Origin of the sequence: Methylophilus sp. OH31 (genome assembly GCF_000576615.1) — a bacterium.
Classification (GTDB): domain Bacteria; phylum Pseudomonadota; class Gammaproteobacteria; order Burkholderiales; family Methylophilaceae; genus Methylophilus.
The window spans coordinates 80260-103195 of sequence record NZ_BAUS01000004.1; the positions used below are offsets into that span (position 1 = coordinate 80260).

Consider the following 22936-nt stretch of genomic DNA (forward strand, 5'->3'; position numbering starts at 1 on the left):
AACTGAACACCTGTCACATCAGATTGAACAACTGTACCAGTATGACACAGTCGTGAACAGTATTCGCCGCGCGGTGACCCCTCATGAATGTTTTCATACCAGATTAAGCAATTGATTTTAATTCATTTTTTACAATTTCCCAAATAATGCATGCAGTTGGCACGTGCGTTGCAAACAATGGCAAGCCGTCACAAAAGAAGCCTTTGCTGACCGCTTGCAACACCACACATTCCAGCTTCACCGCAACCATTTTGGAGGTTATTTATGCAACAACGTATCAAGCTCGCCATCACTGCAATGATGCTAGCCAGCGTGAGCACCAGCGTATTGGCAAATGCCGAACTGGACGCCATGATGAAAGACGACAACCAGTGGCCGATGGCGCGTAAAGACTACGCAAACCAGGGTTACAGCCGCTTGTCGCAAATCAACAAGAGCAACATCAAACAATTGAAACTGGCCTGGACATTTGCCACCGGCGTTAACCGCGGCCACGAAGGTGCGCCACTGGTGATTGGCAATACCATGTATATCCATACCGCATTCCCGAATAACGTGTATGCGCTGGACCTGAACGACAACCAGAAAATTCTGTGGTCTTATTTTCCTAAACAGGACCCGGATGTGCAGTCTGTATTGTGCTGCGATAACGTCAACAAAGGCTTGGGATACGGCGATGGCAAAATTCTGCTGCAACAGAATAATGGCGTCTTGGTAGCTTTGGACGCCAAAACCGGTGCCAAATTGTGGGACGTGAAAGTGAATGACCCGAAAACCGGTTCAGCCAATACCAACGTACCGCATGTATTTAAAGACAAAGTGATTACCGGCTGTTCAGGCGGTGAATTTGGCGTACGTTGCCATATCAGTGCTTACAGCCTGAAAGATGGCAGCCTGATCTGGAAAGCTTACAGCACCGGCTCTGATAGTGAAGTCATGATAGGCGCAGACTTCAACAAGGAAAATCCGCAGTACAGCGCCCTGTCCTTATATGAAGACGTGAACGGCGGTAACAAAATGGGTGGTTCATTCAAGAACTTGGACAAATCCCAATTGAAATTTCCGGAAGCCAACCTGGGTGTACGCACCTGGTTGAAACCGCAGCAACAGAAAGATGGCTGGCAAAATGGTGGTGGCCCGACCTGGGGCTGGTACTCATACGACCCGAAATTGAACTTGATGTACTACGGCACCGGCAACCCAGGCACCTGGAACCCGGACGTGCGTCCAGGCGACAATAAATGGTCGATGACGATTTTTGCGCGTGACCTCGATACAGGCATGGCACGCTGGGGCTACCAGATGACGCCGCATGACGAGTGGGATTACGATGGCATGAACGAGATCATCTTGTGGGAAGCCAACGGCAAGCAACTGGCCTCACACTTTGACCGTAACGGTTTTGGCTACACCTTTGACCGCACCAACGGCACCTTGCTGGTCGCGGAAAAAATGCATCCGTTCGTCAACTGGGCGAGCAAAATTGACATGAAAACCGGCATTCCGGTCAAAGACCCCAAATACTCCACACACCAGGATTACAACGCTAAAGGTGTATGCCCTTCTGCGTTAGGTGTGAAAGACGAGCAACCAGCAGCTTACTCGCCAAAAAACAAAACCTTCTACGTGCCGCTGAACCACGTGTGCATGACGTATGAGCCTGTTGAGTCCAAGTATGTGGCTGGTCAACCATGGGTAGGCGCGACCTTGACCATGTTTGCAGGCCCGGATGGTGTAATGGGTGGCTTTATGGCCTGGGATGGCCTCAAAGGCAAAGCGCAGTGGTACAACAAAGAGAAATTCTCTGCCTGGGGTGGCGCATTGGTAACGGCCTCTGACCTGGTGTTCTACGGCACGCTGGATCGCTGGGTGAAAGCACTGGATGCCAAAACCGGTAAAGAACTGTGGAAATTCCAGGTTGGCTCCGGCGTGGTGGGCAACATGATCACTTATGGTCACAAAGGCAAGCAATACGTAGGCGTATTGTCCGGTATTGGTGGCTGGGCTGGTGTGGCCATGAACCTGGGCCTAACTAACGATACCGATGGTTTGGGTGCAGCGGGTGGTTACAAAGAGCTGACCAAATACAACGCCGCACCTGGTGGCGGTGGCATGAACGTATTCAGTTTATAAGAGAGGATTTCTGATGAAATTATTCAATCAAACTTTACTGGCGACAGCTTTGCTCGCAGCCACTGCCTCCGCGATTGCGGGTAGCGGTGCCGAAGCATTGGCTCAGAAAAGCGGTTGCTTGCTGTGCCACGGCGTGGACAAAAAAGTCGTCGGCCCGGCTTACAAGGAAGTGGCCGCCAAATACAAAGGCGACAAAACGGCTGAAGCCAAACTGGTACAGAAAGTCAAAACCGGTGGCGGTGGTGTATGGGGCGAAATGCCTATGCCGCCTAACAGCCCGCAAGTGAAGGATGAGGACATTAAAACCATCGTCCAGTGGGTATTAAGTTTGTAGTTCCCCTGTGAAATAAAGAGTCAGTGGCAGCGCTGGAATATGGCTGCCATGCTTGCAACGGCGCCTCCACTGACTCTGCATTTCCAACGTTTTACCATTGATCTCCGAGTGTGGCCAACCCGCAAGGGTTGGCTTTTTTTTGCCTTGAGATTGGCGGCCAGTTAAAAGCGTTTACAATGCGGGCATGACCATCGCACAAACCCTGTTTACGCGCCGCATGCTGATGTGTGTGGCACTCGGCTTTAGCTCCGGCCTGCCGCTTTACCTGTTACTGCAACTCCTGCCCGCCTGGCTACGCAGTGAAGGCCTCAACCTCAAAACCATTGCCGCCTTTGCCTTTATGCAGTTGCCCTACACCTGGAAATTCTTATGGGCGCCGCTGATGGACAGATACAGCTTGCTACAAGCGCTTGGTCGCCGTCGCAGCTGGATATTAGCCACCCAACTGGCCTTACTTGCCAGCATCATCAGCCTCGGCATGTTTCAACCACAACAAGACATTACTATGGTCGCTATCCTTGCGACATTAGTCGCCCTGTTTTCTGCGAGTCAGGACATCGTCATCGACGCTTACCGTCGCGAAATTTTAAGCGACCAGGAACTTGGCCTGGGCAACAGCATACATGTCAACGCCTACCGCATCGCTGGGCTGGTGCCTGGCTCACTTGCCCTGATACTGGCCGATCACCTGCCATGGTCGCAAGTGTTCCTGATTGTCGGCCTGTTCATGTTACCGGGCATCGGCTTTACTTTATGGTCACAAGAACCCGTCATTGTCAGCGTACCGAAAACACTCCTGGCCTCAGTTGTGGAACCGTTTAAAGAATTCATGCAACGCAGTGGCTGGCAACATGCATTATGGGTGTTGCTGTTTATCTTGTTGTACAAACTCGGTGACAGCATGGCCACCGCGCTCGCCACCCCTTTCTATATTGATATGGGATACAGCAAAACCGATATCGGCGCGATTGTGAAGGGCAGTGGCCTGGTGATGCAGATTGCTGGCGCCTTTGTTGGCGGCCTGTGGATGCTTAAACTCGGTATTAATCGCGGCCTGTGGGTCTTTGGCGTGGTTCAGGCTTTATCGATTCTCGGATTCGCCTGGCTGGCACACAGCGGGCCCTTTATCGAAATCGGCGTGGCCGAGCGCAGCATGCTTGGCATTGTCATCGGGGTTGAAGCTTTTGGCGTTGGTTTAGGTACGGCGGCTTATGTCGCCTATATGGCACGAGAAACCAACCCGGCGTATACCGCGACCCAACTCGCCCTATTTACCAGTTTGTCGGCTGTCCCTCGCTCTGTATTCAATGCACTCACAGGCGGCATGGTGGAGAGCCTGGGGTGGGAACAGTTTTTTTATGTATGTACCTTGCTGGCGATCCCGGGGATGTTGCTGTTGTTTAAGGTGGCGGGGTGGCGGGGTGGCGGGAACGCTAAGTTTTTTAGGAAATATTAGGCATTCTTTTTCGCCTATAGGCGAGTCACTTTCTGATGCTTGCCCCTCAGAAAGTAACCAAAGAGGAGGGCACCCAGCCATCACGGCCTACGGCTCCCTTGCGTTGCTCAACAAAGTGGGCGTCCATCGAAACTCGCCCTAGCGGCTTGCACAACCCGCAAGCCACCGCGGAACTCGAACAGCCGATGGCCGACATCCCCCACTTTGTCTCCGCTACTCAGCGTGATGGAATGGGACTTATCTCACCAAACTCACATTGTAGAAATCTGAATGGTTCAAAAACCAGATTCTTTTGTTACATCGGCCAAACGATGGCACTCGTAGGTTTTCGGGGTCCCCATCTACCGCGCCGAGCAACGCAGGATTGACGGGAGTCTTTGGCCATCGGCTGTCTGAGCTCCGCAACAAGCCATGTTCTGTGTGGCTTGTCAGGGCGAGTTTCGATGGACGCCCGGCAAACCGAGTAGCACAGGATACAAGCGGAAGCTGGGGTGTCTTGTTCTTTGCCTTCTTTCTTATGGACAAGCATAAGAAAGAACGGTCGCCGAAAAGGCGAAATAGATAGTTCATCAAACAACCTTCACTTTGAGCAAGCAAAGAAACTCGCCAACAAAGCAAAACAAAACGCCCCAATCACCACTCTCCACGCAAAGAATGACTTTTTTAATCAATCCGCATAATCCACAGTCAACGGCGCATGATCACTAAACCGTTCCGCCTTATACACATTGGCCGCCACAACCTTTGCCCCCAACGCCGGGGTTGCCAGTTGATAATCAATACGCCAGCCGACGTTCTTGGCATACGCCTGTCCGCGGTTGCTCCACCAGGTATAGCATTCATCCGTCGTATCCGGATATAGACCACGGTAGGTATCCACCCAACCCACACGCCCCAGCACATCAGTCATCCAGGCGCGCTCTTCTGGCAAAAAGCCTGAATTTTTACGGTTACCTTTAAAATTCTTGAGGTCGATTTCCTGATGCGCGATATTCCAGTCACCGCAAATCACCACGTCACGACCAGAAGCGACCAACTGCTCAAGATGCGGTAAGAATACAGCCATGACCTGAAATTTAAATTGCTGGCGTTCTTCGCCACTGGAGCCACTCGGCAGGTATAAAGACACCACACTCAAATTGCCATATCGGCATTCCAGGTAACGACCTTCAGCATCAATGTGCGCATGACCCAAACCAATGATGACTTTATCAGCAGGCTGTTTACTGTAGATGCCCACGCCGCTATAGCCTTTTTTCTCGGCATAGTGAAAATAGCCATGATAGCCGGGTGGTTGCAACATTTCAGGCTGCATATCGCCTGCTTGCGCTTTCAGCTCCTGCAAACAGACAATATCGCCGCCACTATTTGCCAGCCAGGGCAAAAAGCCTTTGTTACAGGCCGACCGTATGCCATTGAGGTTCAAGGTTATAATACGCATTGTCTAAATACTTTCTGCTTTTAAAAATGACTACAAACACATTAAGTGCCGATTTTATTGCTTTTTCTATCCACAAACAGGTGTTGCGCTTTGGCGAATTTAAAACCAAAGCGGGGCGCTTAAGCCCCTATTTTTTTAACGCTGGCCTGTTTGATGATGGCGAAAGCATGCTCAAACTGGGTGAATTCTACGCCAACAGTATTCTACAGTCTGGTTTGCAATTCGACATGCTGTTTGGCCCGGCCTATAAAGGCATTCCTTTGGTCACCGCGATTAGCATCGCTTTTGCGCGCATGGGCAAAAATTACCCTTATGCTTATAACCGCAAAGAAGCCAAAGACCATGGCGAGGGCGGCACGCTGGTAGGCGCCGCATTAAAAGGCCGCGTGCTGATTATTGATGATGTGATTTCTGCTGGCACCTCTATCCGCGAGTCAGTCGAATTGATTCGCAATGCTGGCGCCACGCCTTGCGCCGTGAGCATTGCACTGGACCGTCAGGAAAAAGGTTTAGGTGAGTTATCCGCTGTGCAAGAAGTAGAGCAAACCAATCAGATGCCGGTGGTCAGCATTGCCAAACTGGCTGACCTGTTTGCGTATTTGCAAGGCAATGAGAAGCTGGCGCAGTATTTCCCGGCAATTGAGGCTTATCGCACACAGTATTGCGTTCGATAAGGATAAAATCCAATAAATAAAGCGAGCAAATGCTCGCTTTATTTATTTCAACATGCCCATTAAGCGGGACATGATAAGCGCCGGATTATTTTCCACCGCACCATTCGGTGTCAATTGGTTAACAACATCCGGCAAATGCTCGGCAATTTTACCCGTCAGGTCATCCGTGCTCATATTCAATTTACCGGCAATTCCAGCAAGCACCGAACTACCTAAAGCCGCGCCAATTTGCTGCGCATTGACATTCAGGTTAGCGCCGGTACTCACCCAAGAATCAACCTGCTCAGACAAACCACCATTTTTCAGCGCTTGCAAAATGCCAGGCAAGCCACCGTATTGCTGAAACAACTCCATGGCCAGTTTCGCCAATGGACCTTTATCACCCATGACTTTGTTCATCATGGCGCCAGCGACGCTATCGAATAATCCCATTTTTTCTTCCTTCTAAATATGCGGTTGATCAATAAGAAAGCCTGTTTCGCCTAGATGGTAGAAACAGAAATGCTAACATCTTTTGTCAATTGTAAACAAAAGGTGGTGTACTTTGGCACTATTGCTTGCCCTAGTACAATCTGGTCAGCATTAGAACCGCTCGTGTGCGCCTAAATACCGCCATTGCCCCGGCGGTAACTTCCCTAGATTAATGCTGCCAATCCGAATGCGTTTCAAACCGACAACATGCAAACCCACCAGCTCACACATGCGACGAATCTGCCGTTTGCGGCCTTCACGCAACACAAAGCGCAGTTGGTCCTCATTTTGCCAAGAAACTTTAGCGGGCCTTAGCTGAACACCATCCAGACTGAGACCGTGATTTAATAACGCCAGGCCATTGGCGCTCAGCTGGCCTTCTACCCGCACCAGATATTCTTTTTCTACATTGGAATCATCGCCAATCAGCTTGCGTGCAACGCGGCCATCCTGGGTAAGTACCAGCAAGCCGGTGGAGTCGATATCCAATCTACCTGCCGGGGCCAGACCACGCAAATGCCCGCGCTTGAAGTCGATGCCACTGCTATCTTCTGACCATTGATTGTCCGGATTAAACAGCACAACCGCAGGTTCATAACCATCCTCGGCTTGCCCGCTGACGTAACCAACAGGTTTGTGTAGCAAAATGGTCACCGTTTCGGCCTGATGCTCTTTGGCATAGGCACTAATCACGATCTCGGCATCCGGCGCAATCCGCGTACCTAAGGTTTCAATGATTTCACCATCAACCTTGACCCAGCCGTTGGCAATCCAGTCATCGGCTTCACGGCGCGAGCACAGGCCACGGTCTGCCATCACTTTGGACAAGCGCGGTTGCAAGTCAGCATCTGCTACGGTTGGCGTTGGCGTCGCTCTGCGGGCGGGTGGTCTATCCCCTGTTTTCGCAACATATGGGCGATCTTTATCACGTGGCTTCTCGCTGCGACCTGCGCCAGCTCTGGCTGCCGGCGGGCGTCCACCGCCTGCATAGGCTGGTTTGCCAGCAGGTTTACGCTGGTCTTTATCTTTAAATACTTTGTCTTTGCGCGGTGCCTGCTCTTTTGAGCCGGCCTCTTGTTGCACCTCAGCATACACCTCTTTTTTGGCAGGTGGTTTAGTACGATCACGCAGCTCCGGTGACAATTGTCTGACCGGTTTCTGGCGTTTTTGATCTGCGGTGGCGGGGGATTTATTGAGTTTGAGCGTAGACAAAACAGTCTTCTCACTAATGAAAGATGAATAAGTTGCTATTGTAATTTATTTGGCTGCTGACGCACGAAAATTCAGGCTACCCGGCTGCTTGCGCGCACTCTCTGGCATATAACGTAAAATGCTTTCGGCACGCGCCAACTCCGGTTTTTTTGCCATAAACTGCTGTTTCCAGGCACGATGCGGATTTTTGATGATTCCCGCTAGCCAGGCGGCTTGTATCGGACTCATCTGCGCAGGGGAGAGGCCAAAGTAATAATTTGCCGCGGCATGTGCGCCACATAAACTCGGACCCCAATCGACCGTATTCAGATACAAGTTAAGAATGTTTGTTTTATCCAGCGTGTTTTCCAGTTGCACCGCATAAAGCAACTCTTCTATTTTGCGCTTCCAGGTGCGTTCGCCATTGGTGAACATATACTTCACGACTTGCTGGGTAATGGTGCTGCCACCCACCGCCTTGTCAGTGCTTTCCTTGCCCAGCAGTTGCTGCATTTGTGTGAGCGCATAGCCAGGATGGTGCCTAAACTCGGCATCCTCGGCAATAATGGTTGCCATCGGTAACCAGCGGCCCATTTTGTCGTAGTTGAGCCAATGTACTTTTTCCGGGTGCTTTTGCTCATCCAGCAGCGGGCAATCATATTGTACAGACGAAGCGGTGACCTTGCTTAAATCCAGCCCGCTCACGTGTAACTGCGCCAACTGCGGTTGCACACTCCAGCTTTGGCGGGGCCAGCGCAAGATTCCTGTGGCTGAAAGTGCACCTGAGACAGTGGCTTGAGAGATGGCACTAGAATGCGCACGCAAAGGACTCAGCAAACTGGCCAGAGGCGTGGCTGATAGGGTCCAGTTCAGCTTTAATGAGCGCATGGTAGCCTTGCCTTCAAAATCAACTTTGAATGGCTGATTGGCCGCGTCTACTAATAAATAACCATTTAATTGCTGCCCATCGAGCTTTAACCACAACGCCACAGAGTCCAGCATCAATGGTTTATCACTGACGGATTTGGCTTCCAGCCAACAGTGCTGGCAATGCACACGCAAACCATCAGCATCATACAGCCGGACATCGCCATGATGCAGGCTGAAGCCTTTTTTATCCAGCAGCCAGCGCCCGGCTGGAGAAGTCGCCAGCATCAGCATGGGCAGTACGCGCACTTGTATGCCACTGCCTACTGGCAACTTTACCCGCCAGGCCGTTTTGTCATAGGGTTGCCAAACCCAGGCCGCAACACCGAGGACGGCCAGCAAGCAGGCAATCAACAGGCTAATAATCAGGCGTAGGCACCATTTTTTCAGCATGATGGCGTCACCTTAAACCAGCAAACGCTCCACCACCTTGCCCTGCTGCAGATGGCTCTCAATAATGTCGTCAATGTCGCTTTCATCGACAAAGGTGTACCACACCGCGTCCGGGTATATCACCATGACCGGCCCCTCGGCACAACGGTCCAGGCAACCGGCACGGTTGATGCGGACTTTGCCCGCACCCGCCAGGCCTTGTTGTTTGACTTGCTTTTTCATGTAGTCAAACGCAGCCTCGGCGCCTCTGTTCATGCAGCAGTCTTCGCCGTTTTCGCGCTGGTTAAGACAAAAAAATACGTGATATTGAAAGTGGCTTGCGGTCATAACGATTGCCTTGTAAAACCTCGCACCGAATGCAACGCTTATTCGGTGGAGAGTTGGTCATCTCTGGTAAAGGTCCAGGTACGCGTAATGCTCAGTACATCGGTATCCTGGCGAATATCTTCCGGAAAGACCGGAAAGGGCGCTGCCAGCTGGACGATACGGCGTGCAGATTCATCCAATAGCCGGTGCCCGGAGCTCTGGTGGATACGAATACTTTCTATACTACCATCGGCTTTCACCGAAACGGTCATTTGCAGCTTGCCATAGAGCTTTTGTATCATCGCCGCTTGCGGATAATTCAGGTTACCCACGCGCTCGATTTGTTGCCGCCATTGTTCTACATAATTGGCAAAACGATATGCACGCGTGCGCGCGCCAACAAACTGGCGCTTGGGCCGCGTTTCGTATTCTTCTTGCTGCTTGGCAATCAGCGCCTCTAGCTTGGCCATCTCTTGCATCGCTGCCGTTTGCGGCTGTGCTTGCACCGGCACATGTTGCGAAGGTGGCTGCTGCCTGGCGGCCGCATGTGGCTGCGACAACGGTGGTGTTTGCAGACTGGTGACGGACTGGCTGGCTTTTAATTGTGTGAGCAGGGCTTGCGCCTCTTGCTCTAATTGCGCCACACGCTGCTTTTCACGCACCAGTTCAGCTTCATGCGGGCTGCTCGCAGTTGTTGCCGATGGAAGCGTGGCCTGCGCGGCATGTGGCATAGAAGCCTGCATTTGTTGCACGCTGGGCAAGGCACTCTTCATCTGCCGCTTTTCATCGGTATTGCCGCCGCGATCAAGATTGGCTTGCGCCAGCGCATCTGCTTTCTCGGGTGCACTTTTGGTTTTGCTGTTAACCAGCATCACTTCCAATGAAGGAATCTGGTCTTTAAAAGCTTTGAGTTCCGGCTGGAAATGCAGTGTTAGCACCACCGCATGTGCCAGTAGCGAAAACCACAATGCCCACACCAGCGGTGAGCGTTTGCGGAAACTCTCTGGTAAGCCCATGCAGCGTCTGCCCAACTATCCCTGCAAGGCCTGCAACAATTTTTGGTGTACGCCACCAAAACCGCCATTACTCATCACCAGTACCTGATCCCCTGCTTGCGCTGCGGCGGCCACCGCAGCCACCAACTGACCCAGATCATCATAGGTTTGCGCTTTATGCTGGATGGGCGCTAAAGCCGCCGCCGCATCCCAACCCAGGTTATTGGCATAGCAGAACACGGCATCGGCATCACGCAGGCTACCGGGCAAGGCATCTTTCATCACCCCCAGTTTCATGGTGTTGGAACGTGGCTCCAACACGGCCAAAATACGGGCTTTACCCACTTTGGCACGCAGACCAGCCACCGTGGTGGCAATTGCCGTCGGGTGATGGGCAAAATCGTCATAAACCGTCACGCCATTAGCCACGCCTTTGACCTCCATGCGGCGTTTCACATTTTTGAACTCACCCAGCGCTTCAATCGCGATACATGGTGCAACGCCAACATGACGAGCAGCGGCAATCACGGCCAGTGCATTATTGCGATTATGCTCACCGAGCAACTCCCAGCTCACATTGCCCTGGCGCTCACCGTTAAAATACACATCAAACCGGCCTTGTGCATCGACGTTTTGTACCTGCCAGCCACTGGCACTGTCTATACGCTCCAGCCCGCTCCAGCAGCCACGCGCAATCACGCGATCCAGGCTTTCCTGCTGGTTGGCAACCACCAAGCCTTGTTGCGGTACAGTACGCACCAGATGGTGAAACTGTTTTTCAATCGCGGGCAGGTCTTCAAAAATATCGGCGTGATCAAACTCAAGGTTATTCAACACCGCCGTACGCGGGCGGTAATGCACGAACTTGGATCGCTTGTCGAAGAAAGCCGTATCGTATTCATCGGCCTCAATAACAAAAAACGGTGAAACGGATTTAGGATCTTGTCTGGGTGTTTGTGGCAAACGGGCAGACACTCCAAAGTTCTCTGGCACACCACCAATCAGGAAACCAGGCGCCAGTCCGGCATACTCCAGCACCCAGGCCAGCATAGAAGAAGTAGTGGTCTTGCCATGCGTACCCGCAACGGCCAACACCCATTTACCTTGCAACACATTCTCGGCCAGCCATTGCGGGCCAGAAATATAGGGCAAGCCCTGGTTGAGGATTTCCTCCATCAGCGGATTGCCGCGCGTCACCACGTTACCAATCACATAGATATCGGGATTCAGGCTAGTTTGTGCAGGGTCAAAGCCCTCAATCAACTCAATGCCTTGCGCTTCGAGTTGCGTGCTCATGGGAGGATAAACATTGGCATCACACCCGGTGACACGGTGTCCGGCCGCTTTGGCCAGCACGGCGATGCCACCCATGAAAGTGCCACAAATACCAAGGATGTGAATGTGCATAGACGTTACCAAAACAATGAATGCATGCATTTTACCAAACAACGTCTGGTAAAGCGGTAGCGATTACCGCTCAATTTTTGGCAAATAGTGGCAGATACTGGCGGCAGCGTGCAGCGATATCTGCAACCTGGAAAATATCAGTAATCACCGCCAATGCATCGGCACCTGCTTCAACTAATGGGCGAGCGTTATCCAGCGTAATGCCACCGATACCAACGACCGGCACTGCCAATAACTGCTTGGCTTGTGTGAACAAGGCAGCGCTTGCCCGCGGTGCATTTGGCTTGGTAGAAGAGGGGTAACAGGCCCCGAATGCCACATAATCAGCCCCCGCTGCCTGCGCCTGTTCGGCCAACTCAAAGCGGTTATAGCAGGAAGCACCAATGATTTTCTGTGGTCCCAGCACCGCACGTGCGGCAACAATCGCACTATCATGTTGGCCGACATGCACGCCATCGGCATCAAGTTCGGCAGCCAGTGTGACGTGGTCATTAATCAGTAAAGGAATATGCGCCTGGCGGCAAATCGCCAGCAAGGCTGTCGCTTGCTCTAAACGCAAGGCATCGTTAGCGGTTTTATGGCGGTATTGCACCAGTGAAACCCCACCTTGTAACGCCTGTGAGACCTGCTCGCACAGCAAGGCGGTGTCATCACAATCCGGTGTGACCAGATATAAACCGCTAATGCTGAAGTTCACTCGCTTTTTCCTGCACATCAGACTCGCGCGCCCAGAAGAAGCGGTCAGGAATAAATTGCCCCATCCCAGGACGGAAAGCATGGCGCAGCGTTTGCCAGGTAAATTCCTGCGCTTCATGCACAGCTTCTTCCATAGTCAATCCGTGCGCCAGACAAGCAGTAATTGCGCTGGTCAGAGTACAACCTGAGCCATGATAACTGCCAGGCAAACGTTCCCAGTGATAATCTTTAATCAGCCCGGGTATCTCATTTTGCACGCCATACAAGCTGTTGACCACATCATTAGAGCGCTCATGCGTGCCAGTGATCATCACATACTCGCTGCCCATGCCCAACAAGCGCAATGCGCACTCTTCGAGCGAGCTGTGTTTAACTTCGTCACTCTCGTCATAATAAGCCAGGCGACGCGCTTCCAGGCTATTAGGAGTAATCAGTGTTGCCTGCGGGAAAAGTAATTCGCACATGGCTGCCTGCATTTCCTCATTGGAAAGCTCGTCCCCACGGCCTGAAGCGAGGATGGGATCGATGATTAGCGGTACATCCGGATAATCAGCGACGATTTCTGCAATCACCGCCACATTTTCAACGCTGCCTAATAAGCCTAATTTAAAGGCACTCACAGAGACATCTTCCAGAATCGCACGTGCCTGGTCATTAATCCAGTCCGCATCGAGCGGCATCACACTTTCCACACCTACGGTATCCTGCACCGTCACACCGGTAATCACAGACAGCGGGTAACAGCCAATACTGGCGAGCGCCATGATATCCGCTTGCACACCGGCGCCACTGCTCGGATCGGTCGCTGCAAATGTTAAAACGGTGGGTGGAGTATTGGCCATGAAAATTCCTTTGGAGCGGCTGACGGGAATCGAACCCGCGTATCAAGCTTGGGAAGCTGGCGTTCTACCATTGAACTACAGCCGCGAACGAATGACCGCTATTTTACTTGGTGTATCGTCGAATACAAAACATTATTCAGCACAAAAACAAAAGCCGGACAGTTGTCCGGCTTTTGTTAAACGCATGTGATTAAATACAATTTGAGTTCACACCATCTGGCAATTTCACGCCAGAACTCAGGATAGGCGTACTACCCAAGCTATCTTCATTGGTTGGGCAAGCGACCGCATCCAGATCTTCCTCATCACCAGCAGCAGGGTTCAAAGAAACGATAAACATCGTATTCAATATCGGGTTGTTTGGAATCAAGCCACCCAAACCGGCATCATCACGTGGTGATGCAAACGCAGCGACTGGTGTGACTGGTACAGCTGTAATGCTGCCCGTCGCAGTAGAGTTATTGCTTACTGTGGTATAGCCATTGTAAATAACTTTACCCTCATTGGTCACCGCACTGGTAATCGTCGTCGCACCGGTCGTAATCGCCTTACCTGCACCAACCGCTGCAGTATCGAACGATGCGCTTGTTAACGCTGCTGGTGAGAAGGTCACAACATCATTATCCAGCACACCGCCAGTCGTCAGATTCAACCCACTCAGATCAGTCACGGTATTCGTGCCATCAAAGACTTTAGTGGATGTCCCGGACAAGGTCGCGGTCACTGTTGGCGTCACTTGATGTACAAAACCGTTACCAGTCCCTAACAATGCGCCACCAAATGCCGTGCCATATTGTTTGTAGTCATAAGTCGCCAGCAAGTTGCTACCTTTTACGTCACCGGTTGGGTCATTGCTGTAAATGGTCCAGCGTCCGGTTGCCCCAGTGGTGATACTTGAATTGGTGTTATTCTTGAAGTTACGGCCTGCAACCAGTTGTACAGCATCAGTGGCATTGCTACCGCTCAAAATATTGCCATTCATGTTTACATCTTGGCCAGCTTGCACAAGAACCTTAGCACCATTACCAGCAATACCGGTACCAGTCTTAGCACCCGGCAGCACAGTGATCGCGCCAAAGTTGACGTCACCTGCCGTTGTTTTTAATGTTACAGCACCCGCTGCACCGCCAGATTTGTTTGTACCATTACCATCAGCACCAGAAGCGACGATAGATTGGGTCGTAATACCTGTGCCAGCGGTGATATTCACCGCCCCCGCGCTCTTACCATCTGTATTATTACGGCCTGTGCCAGCACTGGTATCAATACTGCCAGCAGTCACGCTACCGTTAGCCGCTGAAAGCGTTACTTTATTACCGATCGAGTTAAAACCACCTTTGGTCGTCACATTGCCAACGGTCACGTTGCCAGAAGTACTTTTAACACTCACTTCACCAGAAGTAGTAGAAACGATTGAATTGCGACCCGCATTACCCGCTCCCGTCGTAATATTGCCAACTTTTGCATCGCCAGTAGTTGTAATGTCGACCTTACCACCTGTGCCGCCTGTACCCAAAGGTGGTTTGCTTGGATCCAAAGGCGGTGTGGATGTCCCGCTACCTGGTGTGCCGGAAGCAGAGCCTCTGGTATCAATATTACCCGTCATATTCAGGCTACCGGCCTTAATCACCACGCTACCGCCATTAAACCCATTATTGGCGCTTGAAGCAGAGCGTCCGTTCGCAGTAATATTGGCAGAACCTAAATCTGCCAGGCCTGCCACAGTAATACTTACACTACCCGCATGACCAAAACCGGTGATATCACCACTGGCGCTAATGTTACCTGCTGTGTGAGTTAAAGTAGCAGCAGACAGAATCACGCCGCCTCGACCAGTAATATTGGCACCAATCGCCAGGTTACCAACACCATCGGTATCGGCATCTGCTTTCAAGTTAATGCTGCCAGTACCTGTCGTAGTCAATGCGGCATTCACATTAATATCATTGCCAGCCTCAAAGCGAATATTGCCAGCCAGGTTTGTCATTGTGACAGCTGCATTTACGTTAATGTCTTGTGTTGCTTGCAAGAACAACTCGTTAAAACCTGTGATACCTGCGACATTAACGTTAGTTGTGCCACCGGCATTATCGGCAAATGCCACGTCTGGTGTGCCTGACGCATTATCTGTCGGTGTGGAACCGCCACTGATCAAATTGATTGTTTCAGGATCCAGCAAAACTGTACCGCCGATACCATTAGCTGCAGCGACATTTACTGTACCAAGAAAAGCCAGATTTTGCTTGCCTGACACCTCAACAAAACCACCGTTACCACTGATAGCGCCACCTTGGGCAGAAATGCTGCCGTAATAACGGGTCAAATCATTGGCCCAAACCACCACTTTACCGCCGTTACCTTGCTGCAGTGCGTCAGCTTTGATCGTTGCGCCACTGGCCACATAAGTAGTTCTTGAGTTATAAACGGCGTCGTTTTTACCTTGATAATCACCACCAACCAGCACCTTGCCGCCACCTTTATCACCAGAGGCATCCAGCAAGGCACCGTTCATCAATGCAACTTGTTCACCCGTCACCTCAATCGTGCCGCCTGTCGTACCTTGACCTTTAGCGAGCAATTGACCAGACACCTCGACTTTGGCGTTATCACCACCTTCAAGACGGATCACTCCTTCACGCTCAACCAACTGGTTAGCTTCAACAATGCCGGAAATATTGATCGCGGCAGAACGCGCATTGGTCGCCATTTGTACAAAACCACCATCGGCATAAATGTTGCCGCCATTTTTAATAGTGGCTTCCAACGCGTCACCTGACAACTTGGCTTTAACTAAACCGTTACCAAAGAAATCCAGCGTTGCCACTTGTGCGGAACCAAGCACGACACTGCCGTTGCTTGCTACTAATGTGCCACTGTTATCAACCGTTTTAGCCAGCAGGACAATATAGCCTTCATTCTGAGCTTTGATGGTGCCTCTGTTTTCGATATTACCAACCAGATTACCTGCAGTGAATTGATAATTACCCTGCAAGAAAGCTTCATTGGAAATATTCAAGGTAGAAGCCACGATATTACCGACGTTCACTTCAGAGCCTTTGCCGAACAAAATACCATTCTGGTTAACCAGAACCAGGCTACCGTTAGAGTTCAATGTCCCCATAATTTCGGAGCGGCTGTTGCCAATCACGCGATAGAGCGCTCTACCCGCGTCAGGCATCACAACATCCAGCTGATGGCCTTTCATCACGCCGAACTTGTAAAAATCAACGATGTTGACATTGGCGGTATGAATATACTGTGTATGCGTGGCACTCACATCTTTCACTGTCAGGTCACCTGCAACCACACCAGCGACTACGTTGGTGTCTGCAAATGATGAAAGTGGCATGACTGCAGCTGCAAAGGCACTGGCCAACACAAAACGCCATTTGGTAGAAGAGGTCAGTGAGGCGTCAAGCACGCTGCTGGTCGCTGGCGCTTCGCCCACTTGCCCGTTAACATTGGATTTACCATGTGCGCGGGTAGTTTCGGCCACTGCGACCCAAGCTTGCTGGAATTTGCTCCAGACCAGACGATAAACATGGTTTAAGGATGCTGCTTTCATGACACTTCTCCTTTAGTAAGAAACGCCACTGATCCTGATAAGGGCCAGCGGGTTACTATCACTTCTCTCTTTTCCTGATATGGGTGTAATTTTGGTTCAGGAAATTATTTTTGTATGTAGCCCACTATGACTAATGCGACCTCAATTCATCCAACTCCAATTGGATGAATCCACACTTACGCAGGCTACTTATTTTTTTGCCCAGGCTTTTGCCCGGGTCATTGTTTACTACAGATTTAAAACTAGAAGTTTTTTCTTAACTGGCCCCAGAGTTGATACTCTGTGTTGCTGGCCGCACCATCCAGATCACGTTTTTGCTGGGTATAGGTAGTTGTTAAGATCCATTGGCCAGGAAACTGAATATCCGTACCCACGCCAACCGTGTTAGATCTCACATAGTTACTGCTCCCAATCGGGTCATGGTTGAGCTTGCCGCGACCTGCATCATAGAATGCAAATGGCGTCACAGACTGAATATAAGGTGTGACATCAGCGGCGCTAGATACAAAAGTTCTGCGTACATCCGTGCCCACCATCCAGCCCTGATCAGCCTGGCTTGGGATTTCCGAGTATTGACGCCAACGGTTAATGGCACCAATGGCGAATCGTTCTGCAATATCCAGGTTATTACCGGCACCCTGGTAATCAGCACGCACGATCCAGTTCACACCATTCTCAAACACCTGCGTGCGACTAGAGGTCCAGTTCCATTTGATAAAGCTACCTTGCGTATCCAGCTGGTTTTTGTCATTGGCTTTTGCCGCACCGTCTTTGTATGAAACGTTACCGCCTGTAACCAAAAAGCTCCATTGATAAGCCACGCTGCCGATATCATTAATCCAGTCACCAACCAGGCCTAATTCCAGGCTGCTAATATCGCGACGATTATTAATCGACGTGCCCACATCATCATCTAAAATCTTGTAGTTGCCACCGACCTTGAATGCAACGCCTTTTTTGGTTTCACGCAGTAATGGATGCTCAAGCGAGCCGTAAAAATAATGGGCATCACCAGACGCATCAAACTGTTTAAACTCACCGCCAAGTTTGTAATCCACATAGCTGTAGGCCAGATTCATAATCGTGCCTGCGTCGCCTACCGGGGTAAAATACAAGCTGCTTAATGAGCGCTGACCTTCATCTCTGGAAACCTTACCGACCACCGCCAGTTGGTCACCACGGCCGCGGAGGTTATTGACGGCAACACCAAAGCCTAAGGTTTCACGGTTTGTGTAGCGGTTGCCATAATTATTCGCACTGACAAAACCAGTGACACGAGGGATGCGTGGTTCCACCGCCACGGCCACATCCGAGCTACCAACAGCCTCACCAGGGTTCAACTGTGAAGTCACCTGAATGCCAGGCAAACCGTTCATCACCATAATGTTACGCACCAAGTTGCGCTCATTGAGCACATCACCTTTATTCAGGCCGTACTCTGACAATGACTGGAAATAAGCCTGATCTAGGCCCTCGCCGGCTTCCGCTTTGACATCGCCCAAAGTGCCTTCCAGGATAGAAAGCTCAACAACGGCTTCTGCTTCTGTGGTTTTCTGCAAATCCTGCGTCGGTAAATAGACCTGCGTCAGCATATAGCCGCGCTGGCGGTAGTAGTTACGAACTGTACCTACGGCTTCATTCAGTTCACGCATGCCAATTTCATGGCCGGTCAGGTGCGCAAGTTGCGCCGCCAGCACTTCATCTGAAAACTGCTTGTTGCCGGAAAATTTAAATTCCTTTACAACAATCTTGAGGCTGGATTTTTTTTGTTTCTTTTCTGGTACCGGTGTTTCTGCAGGCACCTGCAGAATGGGTCTTGGTTCAGGCAATACCGGTCTAGGTAAGTTTTGCTGAATGTCCGGCAAGGATACACCCCCAGCCAGTACTTGCGATGTATAACCCAATGCCAGTAACTGCAACAGGCCTATACGCTTTAATTGTTTTTTCAAGATGACTCCCCACAAGCTTTATAAAATCTATAATCTTTTCAATAGTATAACAATGCCAAAATTTACTTTAAAAAACAGTCAAATGCTAACGTTCTTTTACAAATAAAAGTCTATTTAGTAGCATATTTGTAACTTTTGCTAGTACTCCAAGGCATCGACATCCAGCACCCAACGGATTTTTGCTTGCAGCGGATGTGTCCTGACCCAGTCTACTGCCACTTGCAGTAGCTGCTGCAAGGCGCCGCGATGTGCAGACTGCAACATCACATACCCGCGCTCCATGCGGTTAAGTCTGGCAATGCCGGGACGCACCGGGTCATAGACCAAAGGCTGGTCAGACAGGGCTGCCGCCTGTGCGGTGACATAGCGCCTGGCCGCCTGGCTAAAGTCAGTCAAAAACTGATTGACCAAACCGTAATCGGCCGCTTCTGCCTTCATCACCGCGATATAAGTGGCGGGTGGAAACTGCATGGCCATACGCTCCTGTAATAAATCGTCAGCAAAAGCAGCATAATTCTGCTCGCGCAAGGCGGCAAACAAGGCATGCTGCGGAAAAGCAGTTTGTATCAACACCTCACCGGGCTTATCGCCGCGACCAGCCCGGCCCGCCACTTGCATGAGCTGGGCAAACAGGCGCTCGCTAGCACGATAATCCGGGCTATATAACGCACTGTCTATATCCAGCACACCCACCAGCGTCAAATTGGCAAAATCATGGCCTTTGGCCAGCATTTGCGTCCCGATTAAAATATCAATTTGACCCGCATGTACCGCGGACAACAGCTCCGTTAAAGCATCCTTGGCCTGTATGGTGTCGCGGTCCACCCTGGCGACGCGCGCTTGCGGAAACAGCTGCTGCATGCTTTCTTCAACCCGCTGCGTGGCCTGGCCAACCGGGCGCAAATCAGGATTACCGCAACTTGGGCATTGCACCGGAATCGGCTGCTCATCACCGCAGTGATGGCAACGCAAGACGCGCTGGCGCAAATGCAATACCGCCTTGGCAGAGCAGCGGCGGCAATCCGCCAGCCATTGGCAGGCGGAGCAATGCAATACCGGTGCATAACCGCGGCGATTAATAAACAGCAGGCTTTGCTCTCCGCGCTGCAAACGCAGTTCAATGGCCTGTTTTAATTGCGGCGTCAGCCCGGCTTCTGGCGGGCTGTGCGTAGTATCAATACAAAAAATACGCGGCAATTTTGCCTGGGCCGCCGCCCGCTTGGTCAGCGTCAGCAAACGGTAACCCGCTTTTTTTGCATTCGGTACACTTTGCCCCTGGTCACCCATCGCGTTGTACCAGCTTTCCAGCGAAGGTGTCGCACTGCCCAGCACAACGGGGATTCCGCATTGCTTGGCGCGCACCAGCGCGACATCCCGCGCATGGTAACGCATGCCATCCTGCTGTTTGTACGAAGTATCGTGCTCTTCATCCAGAATCATTAATTTCAGATGCGGCATAGGCGTGAATACACTCAAACGCGTGCCGATGACAATACGCGCAGCGCCGGACTGCGCCGCCTGCCAGTTTTGCAAGCGCTCACTCTCACTCAAATGGCTATGTAGCGTCACCAATAGAAACTGGCTTAAGCGACGACGAAAACGGCTCTCCAGTTGTGGCGTGAGGTTGATTTCAGGCACCATGATCAGTGCTTGCGCCTGCGGCTCCGCGAGCACGGTTTGCAGCAAACGAATATAGACCTCGGTTTTACCCGAGCCGGTGACACCGAATAACAACCAGGGTTGAAAACGATTTAACTCACCCAAAATCGCGTTCACCGCCTGTGCCTGCTCATCATTCAGTGTCGGTTCCAGATCTGATGCAGGCAGGGAAGGTCGCGTGGCAATCACTTCGCGTCTGGAGACATAACCACCATCCAGCAATGGCTGCATGGCTTTACGCCAGGTGGCAGACACCTCAGCCAACATCGCTTCACTGCATTCATCATGCTGGCGCAGGGACGCAACCAGCCTGGCCAGCACTTGCTGCCTTTTGCCAATCAAGTCGTCCGGAATGCTTTGCGCCAGCCGATACAGCCACATTTTGCGTGTCACTGCCGGCTTAATCTGACGCAAACGCAGTGGTAAGCTCGCCAGCACCGTCTGGCCAAAAGGATAATGGTAATAGTCGGCGCAGAACCGCAGCAGCTTCAAGGTCGCCACATCAAACGGCACGTCTTCAAACACTTGCAGCACAGCTTTGAGCTTGTGTGGCAGCACATCCGTTTCGCTCAGCAGCGCCATGACGATGCCCACCAATTGCCGCCCGGCAAAAGGCACCACGACGCGATTGCCGGCACAGATTGGCAAGCCGGGGTTTAAATAATCAAACTGGCGATCCAGTGGCACGTCGAGCACCACACGCACAATACTGGCGGGGGTTGCGGCCTGAAGGTCGGTGACAGTTGAACACATGGGTGAAAATGCTTAATTAGGTTAAAATGGCGGTTTGATTATTCAGCACCATTTTAACCTTGAAACAAACGATCACAGCACTCATTCTGCAAGCAGTGAAACCGCTGGTAGAAGATACCTCCAGCCTCACTATCATTCTTGAACGGCCAAAGTCTGCCGACCATGGTGATTTTGCGACTAATATCGCCATGCAACTGGCCAAGCCTTTAAAGCAAAATCCGCGCGCGATTGCACAGCAGATTATTGATGCCTTACCTGCCAATAATGTCATTAGCAAAGTCGATATCGCCGGTGCAGGCTTTATTAACTTCTTTGTATCGGCTGACAGCAAGCAGGCAATTGTGCACGAAGTGCTGCAAGCAGGCGCTACGTTTGGTCGCAACCAGGCTGGCCAGGCGGCAAAAGTGCAAGTGGAATTTGTCTCAGCCAACCCGACCGGGCCTTTGCACGTCGGCCATGGCCGGGGTGCAGCGGTGGGCGACTGTTTGTGCCGCCTGCTGGATGCCAATGGCTGGGAAGTGACCCGTGAGTTCTACTATAACGATGCCGGTGCCCAGATCGACAACCTGACCAAGTCAGTATTGGCGCGCGTGCAAGGTATCAACCCTGACGATGCAGGCTTCCCGGAAGACGGCTACCGCGGCGACTATATCGTCGATATTGCGCAAGCCTACCTGGCCAAAGCCACCATTATTGCTGACGATATGCAAGTGACTGCCAGCGGCGATGTGGCAGATACCGAGTCCATCCGCAAGTTTGCCGTGGCTTATTTGCGCCACGAGCAAGACCTGGACTTGCAAGCCTTCCAGATCAAATTTGATGTGTTTTCACTCGAAAGTGCCTTATATAGCGAAGGCAAAGTAGAAAACACTGTGCAATCACTGATTGCCAGCGGCCACACCTACGAGCTGGATGACGCCTTATGGCTGCGCACCACCGAATTTGGCGATGATAAAGACCGCGTCATGCGCAAAAAAGAAGGTGGTTTTACCTATTTTGTGCCCGACGTCGCTTATCACCGCGAAAAATGGAATCGTGGTTTTAAACGCGTGATCAACGAGCAGGGCGCAGACCACCACAGCACGATTACCCGTGTACGCGCAGGCTTGCAGGCCCTGGATGTCGGCATCCCGCAAGGCTGGCCGGAGTACGTACTGCACCAGATGGTCACCGTCATGCGTGGTGGCGAAGAGGTCAAACTGTCCAAACGCGCCGGTAGCTACGTCACCTTGCGCGACCTGATTGAAGAAGTCGGTTGCGACGCCACGCGTTATTTCCTGGCGGCTCGTAGCCCGGACTCGCAACTGGTATTTGATATCGACCTGGCGCGCGCGCAAACCAACGATAACCCAGTCTATTATATTCAGTATGCACATGCGCGTATCTGTAGCGTCCTCAACCAGTGGAACGGTGACGTGGCCAAATTAGCGGCGGCTGAACTATCACCGCTGCAAAGCGCCACAGAGACAGCGCTGATGCAAGCGTTGGGACAATACCCTGAAGTGGTGAGCAGTGCCTGCCAGGCATTGGCACCGCATATGGTGGCCAACTACCTCAAGGAGCTAGCCAGTGCCTTGCATAGTTATTACAATGACACCAAATTTTTGGTGGATGACGAACAAGTCAAACTGGCACGTTTGGCGCTGATCACCGCCACCCGCACGGTGTTGCGTAATGGCTTGGCATTATTGGGCGTTGGCGCGCCGGAAAAAATGTAAGCATCCCTTTAATGACTGCTGAATTG

Annotated in this window: 17 protein-coding genes and 1 tRNA gene; 5 read left to right on the forward strand and 13 right to left on the reverse strand. The window is 51.5% G+C overall.

Annotated features, from left to right (window positions below):
• The first annotated feature begins 264 nt into the window (after nucleotides 1-264).
• From OH31_RS07000 to OH31_RS07010, 3 genes are all read left to right on the forward strand, one after another.
• Nucleotides 265-2133, forward strand: a complete 1869-nt coding sequence (locus tag OH31_RS07000; RefSeq protein ID WP_024930165.1) for a methanol/ethanol family PQQ-dependent dehydrogenase — start codon at nucleotides 265-267, stop codon at nucleotides 2131-2133.
• A gap of 13 nt (nucleotides 2134-2146) precedes the next feature.
• The gene (locus OH31_RS07005) at nucleotides 2147-2467 is read left to right on the forward strand and encodes a c-type cytochrome (protein ID WP_024930166.1); all 321 of its coding nucleotides are present in this window, start codon (nucleotides 2147-2149) and stop codon (nucleotides 2465-2467) included.
• A gap of 184 nt (nucleotides 2468-2651) precedes the next feature.
• Nucleotides 2652-3923 (forward strand): AmpG family muropeptide MFS transporter, encoded by a 1272-nt coding sequence (locus OH31_RS07010; RefSeq protein ID WP_024930167.1) that lies wholly within the window; start codon nucleotides 2652-2654, stop codon nucleotides 3921-3923.
• A 667-nt stretch (nucleotides 3924-4590) separates the two neighbouring features.
• Here the strand turns inward: OH31_RS07010 and OH31_RS07015 are convergent.
• A complete protein-coding gene (locus tag OH31_RS07015; protein WP_024930168.1) occupies nucleotides 4591-5364 on the reverse strand; it encodes an exodeoxyribonuclease III in 774 nt (257 codons plus the stop codon).
• Nucleotides 5365-5390: 26 nt separating this feature from the next.
• Here OH31_RS07015 and pyrE point away from each other — a divergent pair, with 26 nt between their 5' ends.
• On the forward strand, nucleotides 5391-6038 hold the full coding sequence (gene pyrE / locus OH31_RS07020; RefSeq protein WP_024930169.1) for an orotate phosphoribosyltransferase: 648 nt from the start codon (nucleotides 5391-5393) through the stop codon (nucleotides 6036-6038).
• A 42-nt stretch (nucleotides 6039-6080) separates the two neighbouring features.
• Here the strand turns inward: pyrE and OH31_RS07025 are convergent, their stop codons facing one another.
• From OH31_RS07025 to OH31_RS07080, 12 genes are all read right to left on the reverse strand, one after another.
• A complete protein-coding gene (locus OH31_RS07025) occupies nucleotides 6081-6470 on the reverse strand; it encodes a YidB family protein (RefSeq protein WP_024930170.1) in 390 nt (129 codons plus the stop codon).
• Nucleotides 6471-6620: 150 nt separating this feature from the next.
• Nucleotides 6621-7721, reverse strand: coding sequence for a pseudouridine synthase (locus tag OH31_RS07030; RefSeq protein ID WP_024930171.1), 1101 nt, complete (start codon nucleotides 7719-7721; stop codon nucleotides 6621-6623).
• Nucleotides 7722-7766: 45 nt separating this feature from the next.
• Nucleotides 7767-9020, reverse strand: coding sequence for a biosynthetic peptidoglycan transglycosylase (locus OH31_RS07035; RefSeq protein ID WP_024930172.1), 1254 nt, complete (start codon nucleotides 9018-9020; stop codon nucleotides 7767-7769).
• 12 nt (nucleotides 9021-9032) lie between these two features.
• Nucleotides 9033-9389: a ferredoxin gene (locus OH31_RS07040; RefSeq protein ID WP_255360771.1), complete on the reverse strand. Its 357-nt coding sequence runs from the start codon at nucleotides 9387-9389 to the stop codon at nucleotides 9033-9035.
• Entirely contained in the window at nucleotides 9386-10342 is a 957-nt protein-coding gene (locus tag OH31_RS07045; RefSeq protein ID WP_024930174.1) for an energy transducer TonB, read from the reverse strand. The genes OH31_RS07040 and OH31_RS07045 overlap by 4 nt, the downstream gene beginning before the upstream one ends.
• Before the next feature lie 15 nt (nucleotides 10343-10357).
• Nucleotides 10358-11728: a UDP-N-acetylmuramate:L-alanyl-gamma-D-glutamyl-meso-diaminopimelate ligase gene (gene mpl, locus OH31_RS07050; RefSeq protein WP_024930175.1), complete on the reverse strand. Its 1371-nt coding sequence runs from the start codon at nucleotides 11726-11728 to the stop codon at nucleotides 10358-10360.
• Between the two features lie 70 nt (nucleotides 11729-11798).
• Nucleotides 11799-12425: a thiamine phosphate synthase gene (gene thiE, locus OH31_RS07055; protein ID WP_024930176.1), complete on the reverse strand. Its 627-nt coding sequence runs from the start codon at nucleotides 12423-12425 to the stop codon at nucleotides 11799-11801.
• The gene (locus OH31_RS07060; RefSeq protein ID WP_024930177.1) at nucleotides 12409-13266 is read right to left on the reverse strand and encodes a hydroxymethylpyrimidine/phosphomethylpyrimidine kinase; all 858 of its coding nucleotides are present in this window, start codon (nucleotides 13264-13266) and stop codon (nucleotides 12409-12411) included. Before OH31_RS07060 ends, thiE begins: the two co-directional genes overlap by 17 nt.
• 11 nt (nucleotides 13267-13277) lie before the next feature.
• Nucleotides 13278-13351: transfer RNA gene (locus OH31_RS07065), tRNA-Gly, on the reverse strand.
• A gap of 105 nt (nucleotides 13352-13456) precedes the next feature.
• Entirely contained in the window at nucleotides 13457-16831 is a 3375-nt protein-coding gene (locus tag OH31_RS07070; RefSeq protein WP_024930178.1) for a filamentous hemagglutinin N-terminal domain-containing protein, read from the reverse strand.
• Between the two features lie 242 nt (nucleotides 16832-17073).
• A complete protein-coding gene (locus tag OH31_RS07075; protein WP_024930179.1) occupies nucleotides 17074-18780 on the reverse strand; it encodes a ShlB/FhaC/HecB family hemolysin secretion/activation protein in 1707 nt (568 codons plus the stop codon).
• 138 nt (nucleotides 18781-18918) lie between these two features.
• Nucleotides 18919-21192, reverse strand: a complete 2274-nt coding sequence (locus tag OH31_RS07080) for a primosomal protein N' (RefSeq protein WP_024930180.1) — start codon at nucleotides 21190-21192, stop codon at nucleotides 18919-18921.
• Between the two features lie 59 nt (nucleotides 21193-21251).
• Here OH31_RS07080 and argS point away from each other — a divergent pair, with 59 nt between their 5' ends.
• Nucleotides 21252-22910, forward strand: a complete 1659-nt coding sequence (argS, locus tag OH31_RS07085; protein ID WP_024930181.1) for an arginine--tRNA ligase — start codon at nucleotides 21252-21254, stop codon at nucleotides 22908-22910.
• The last annotated feature ends 26 nt before the right edge of the window (nucleotides 22911-22936 follow it).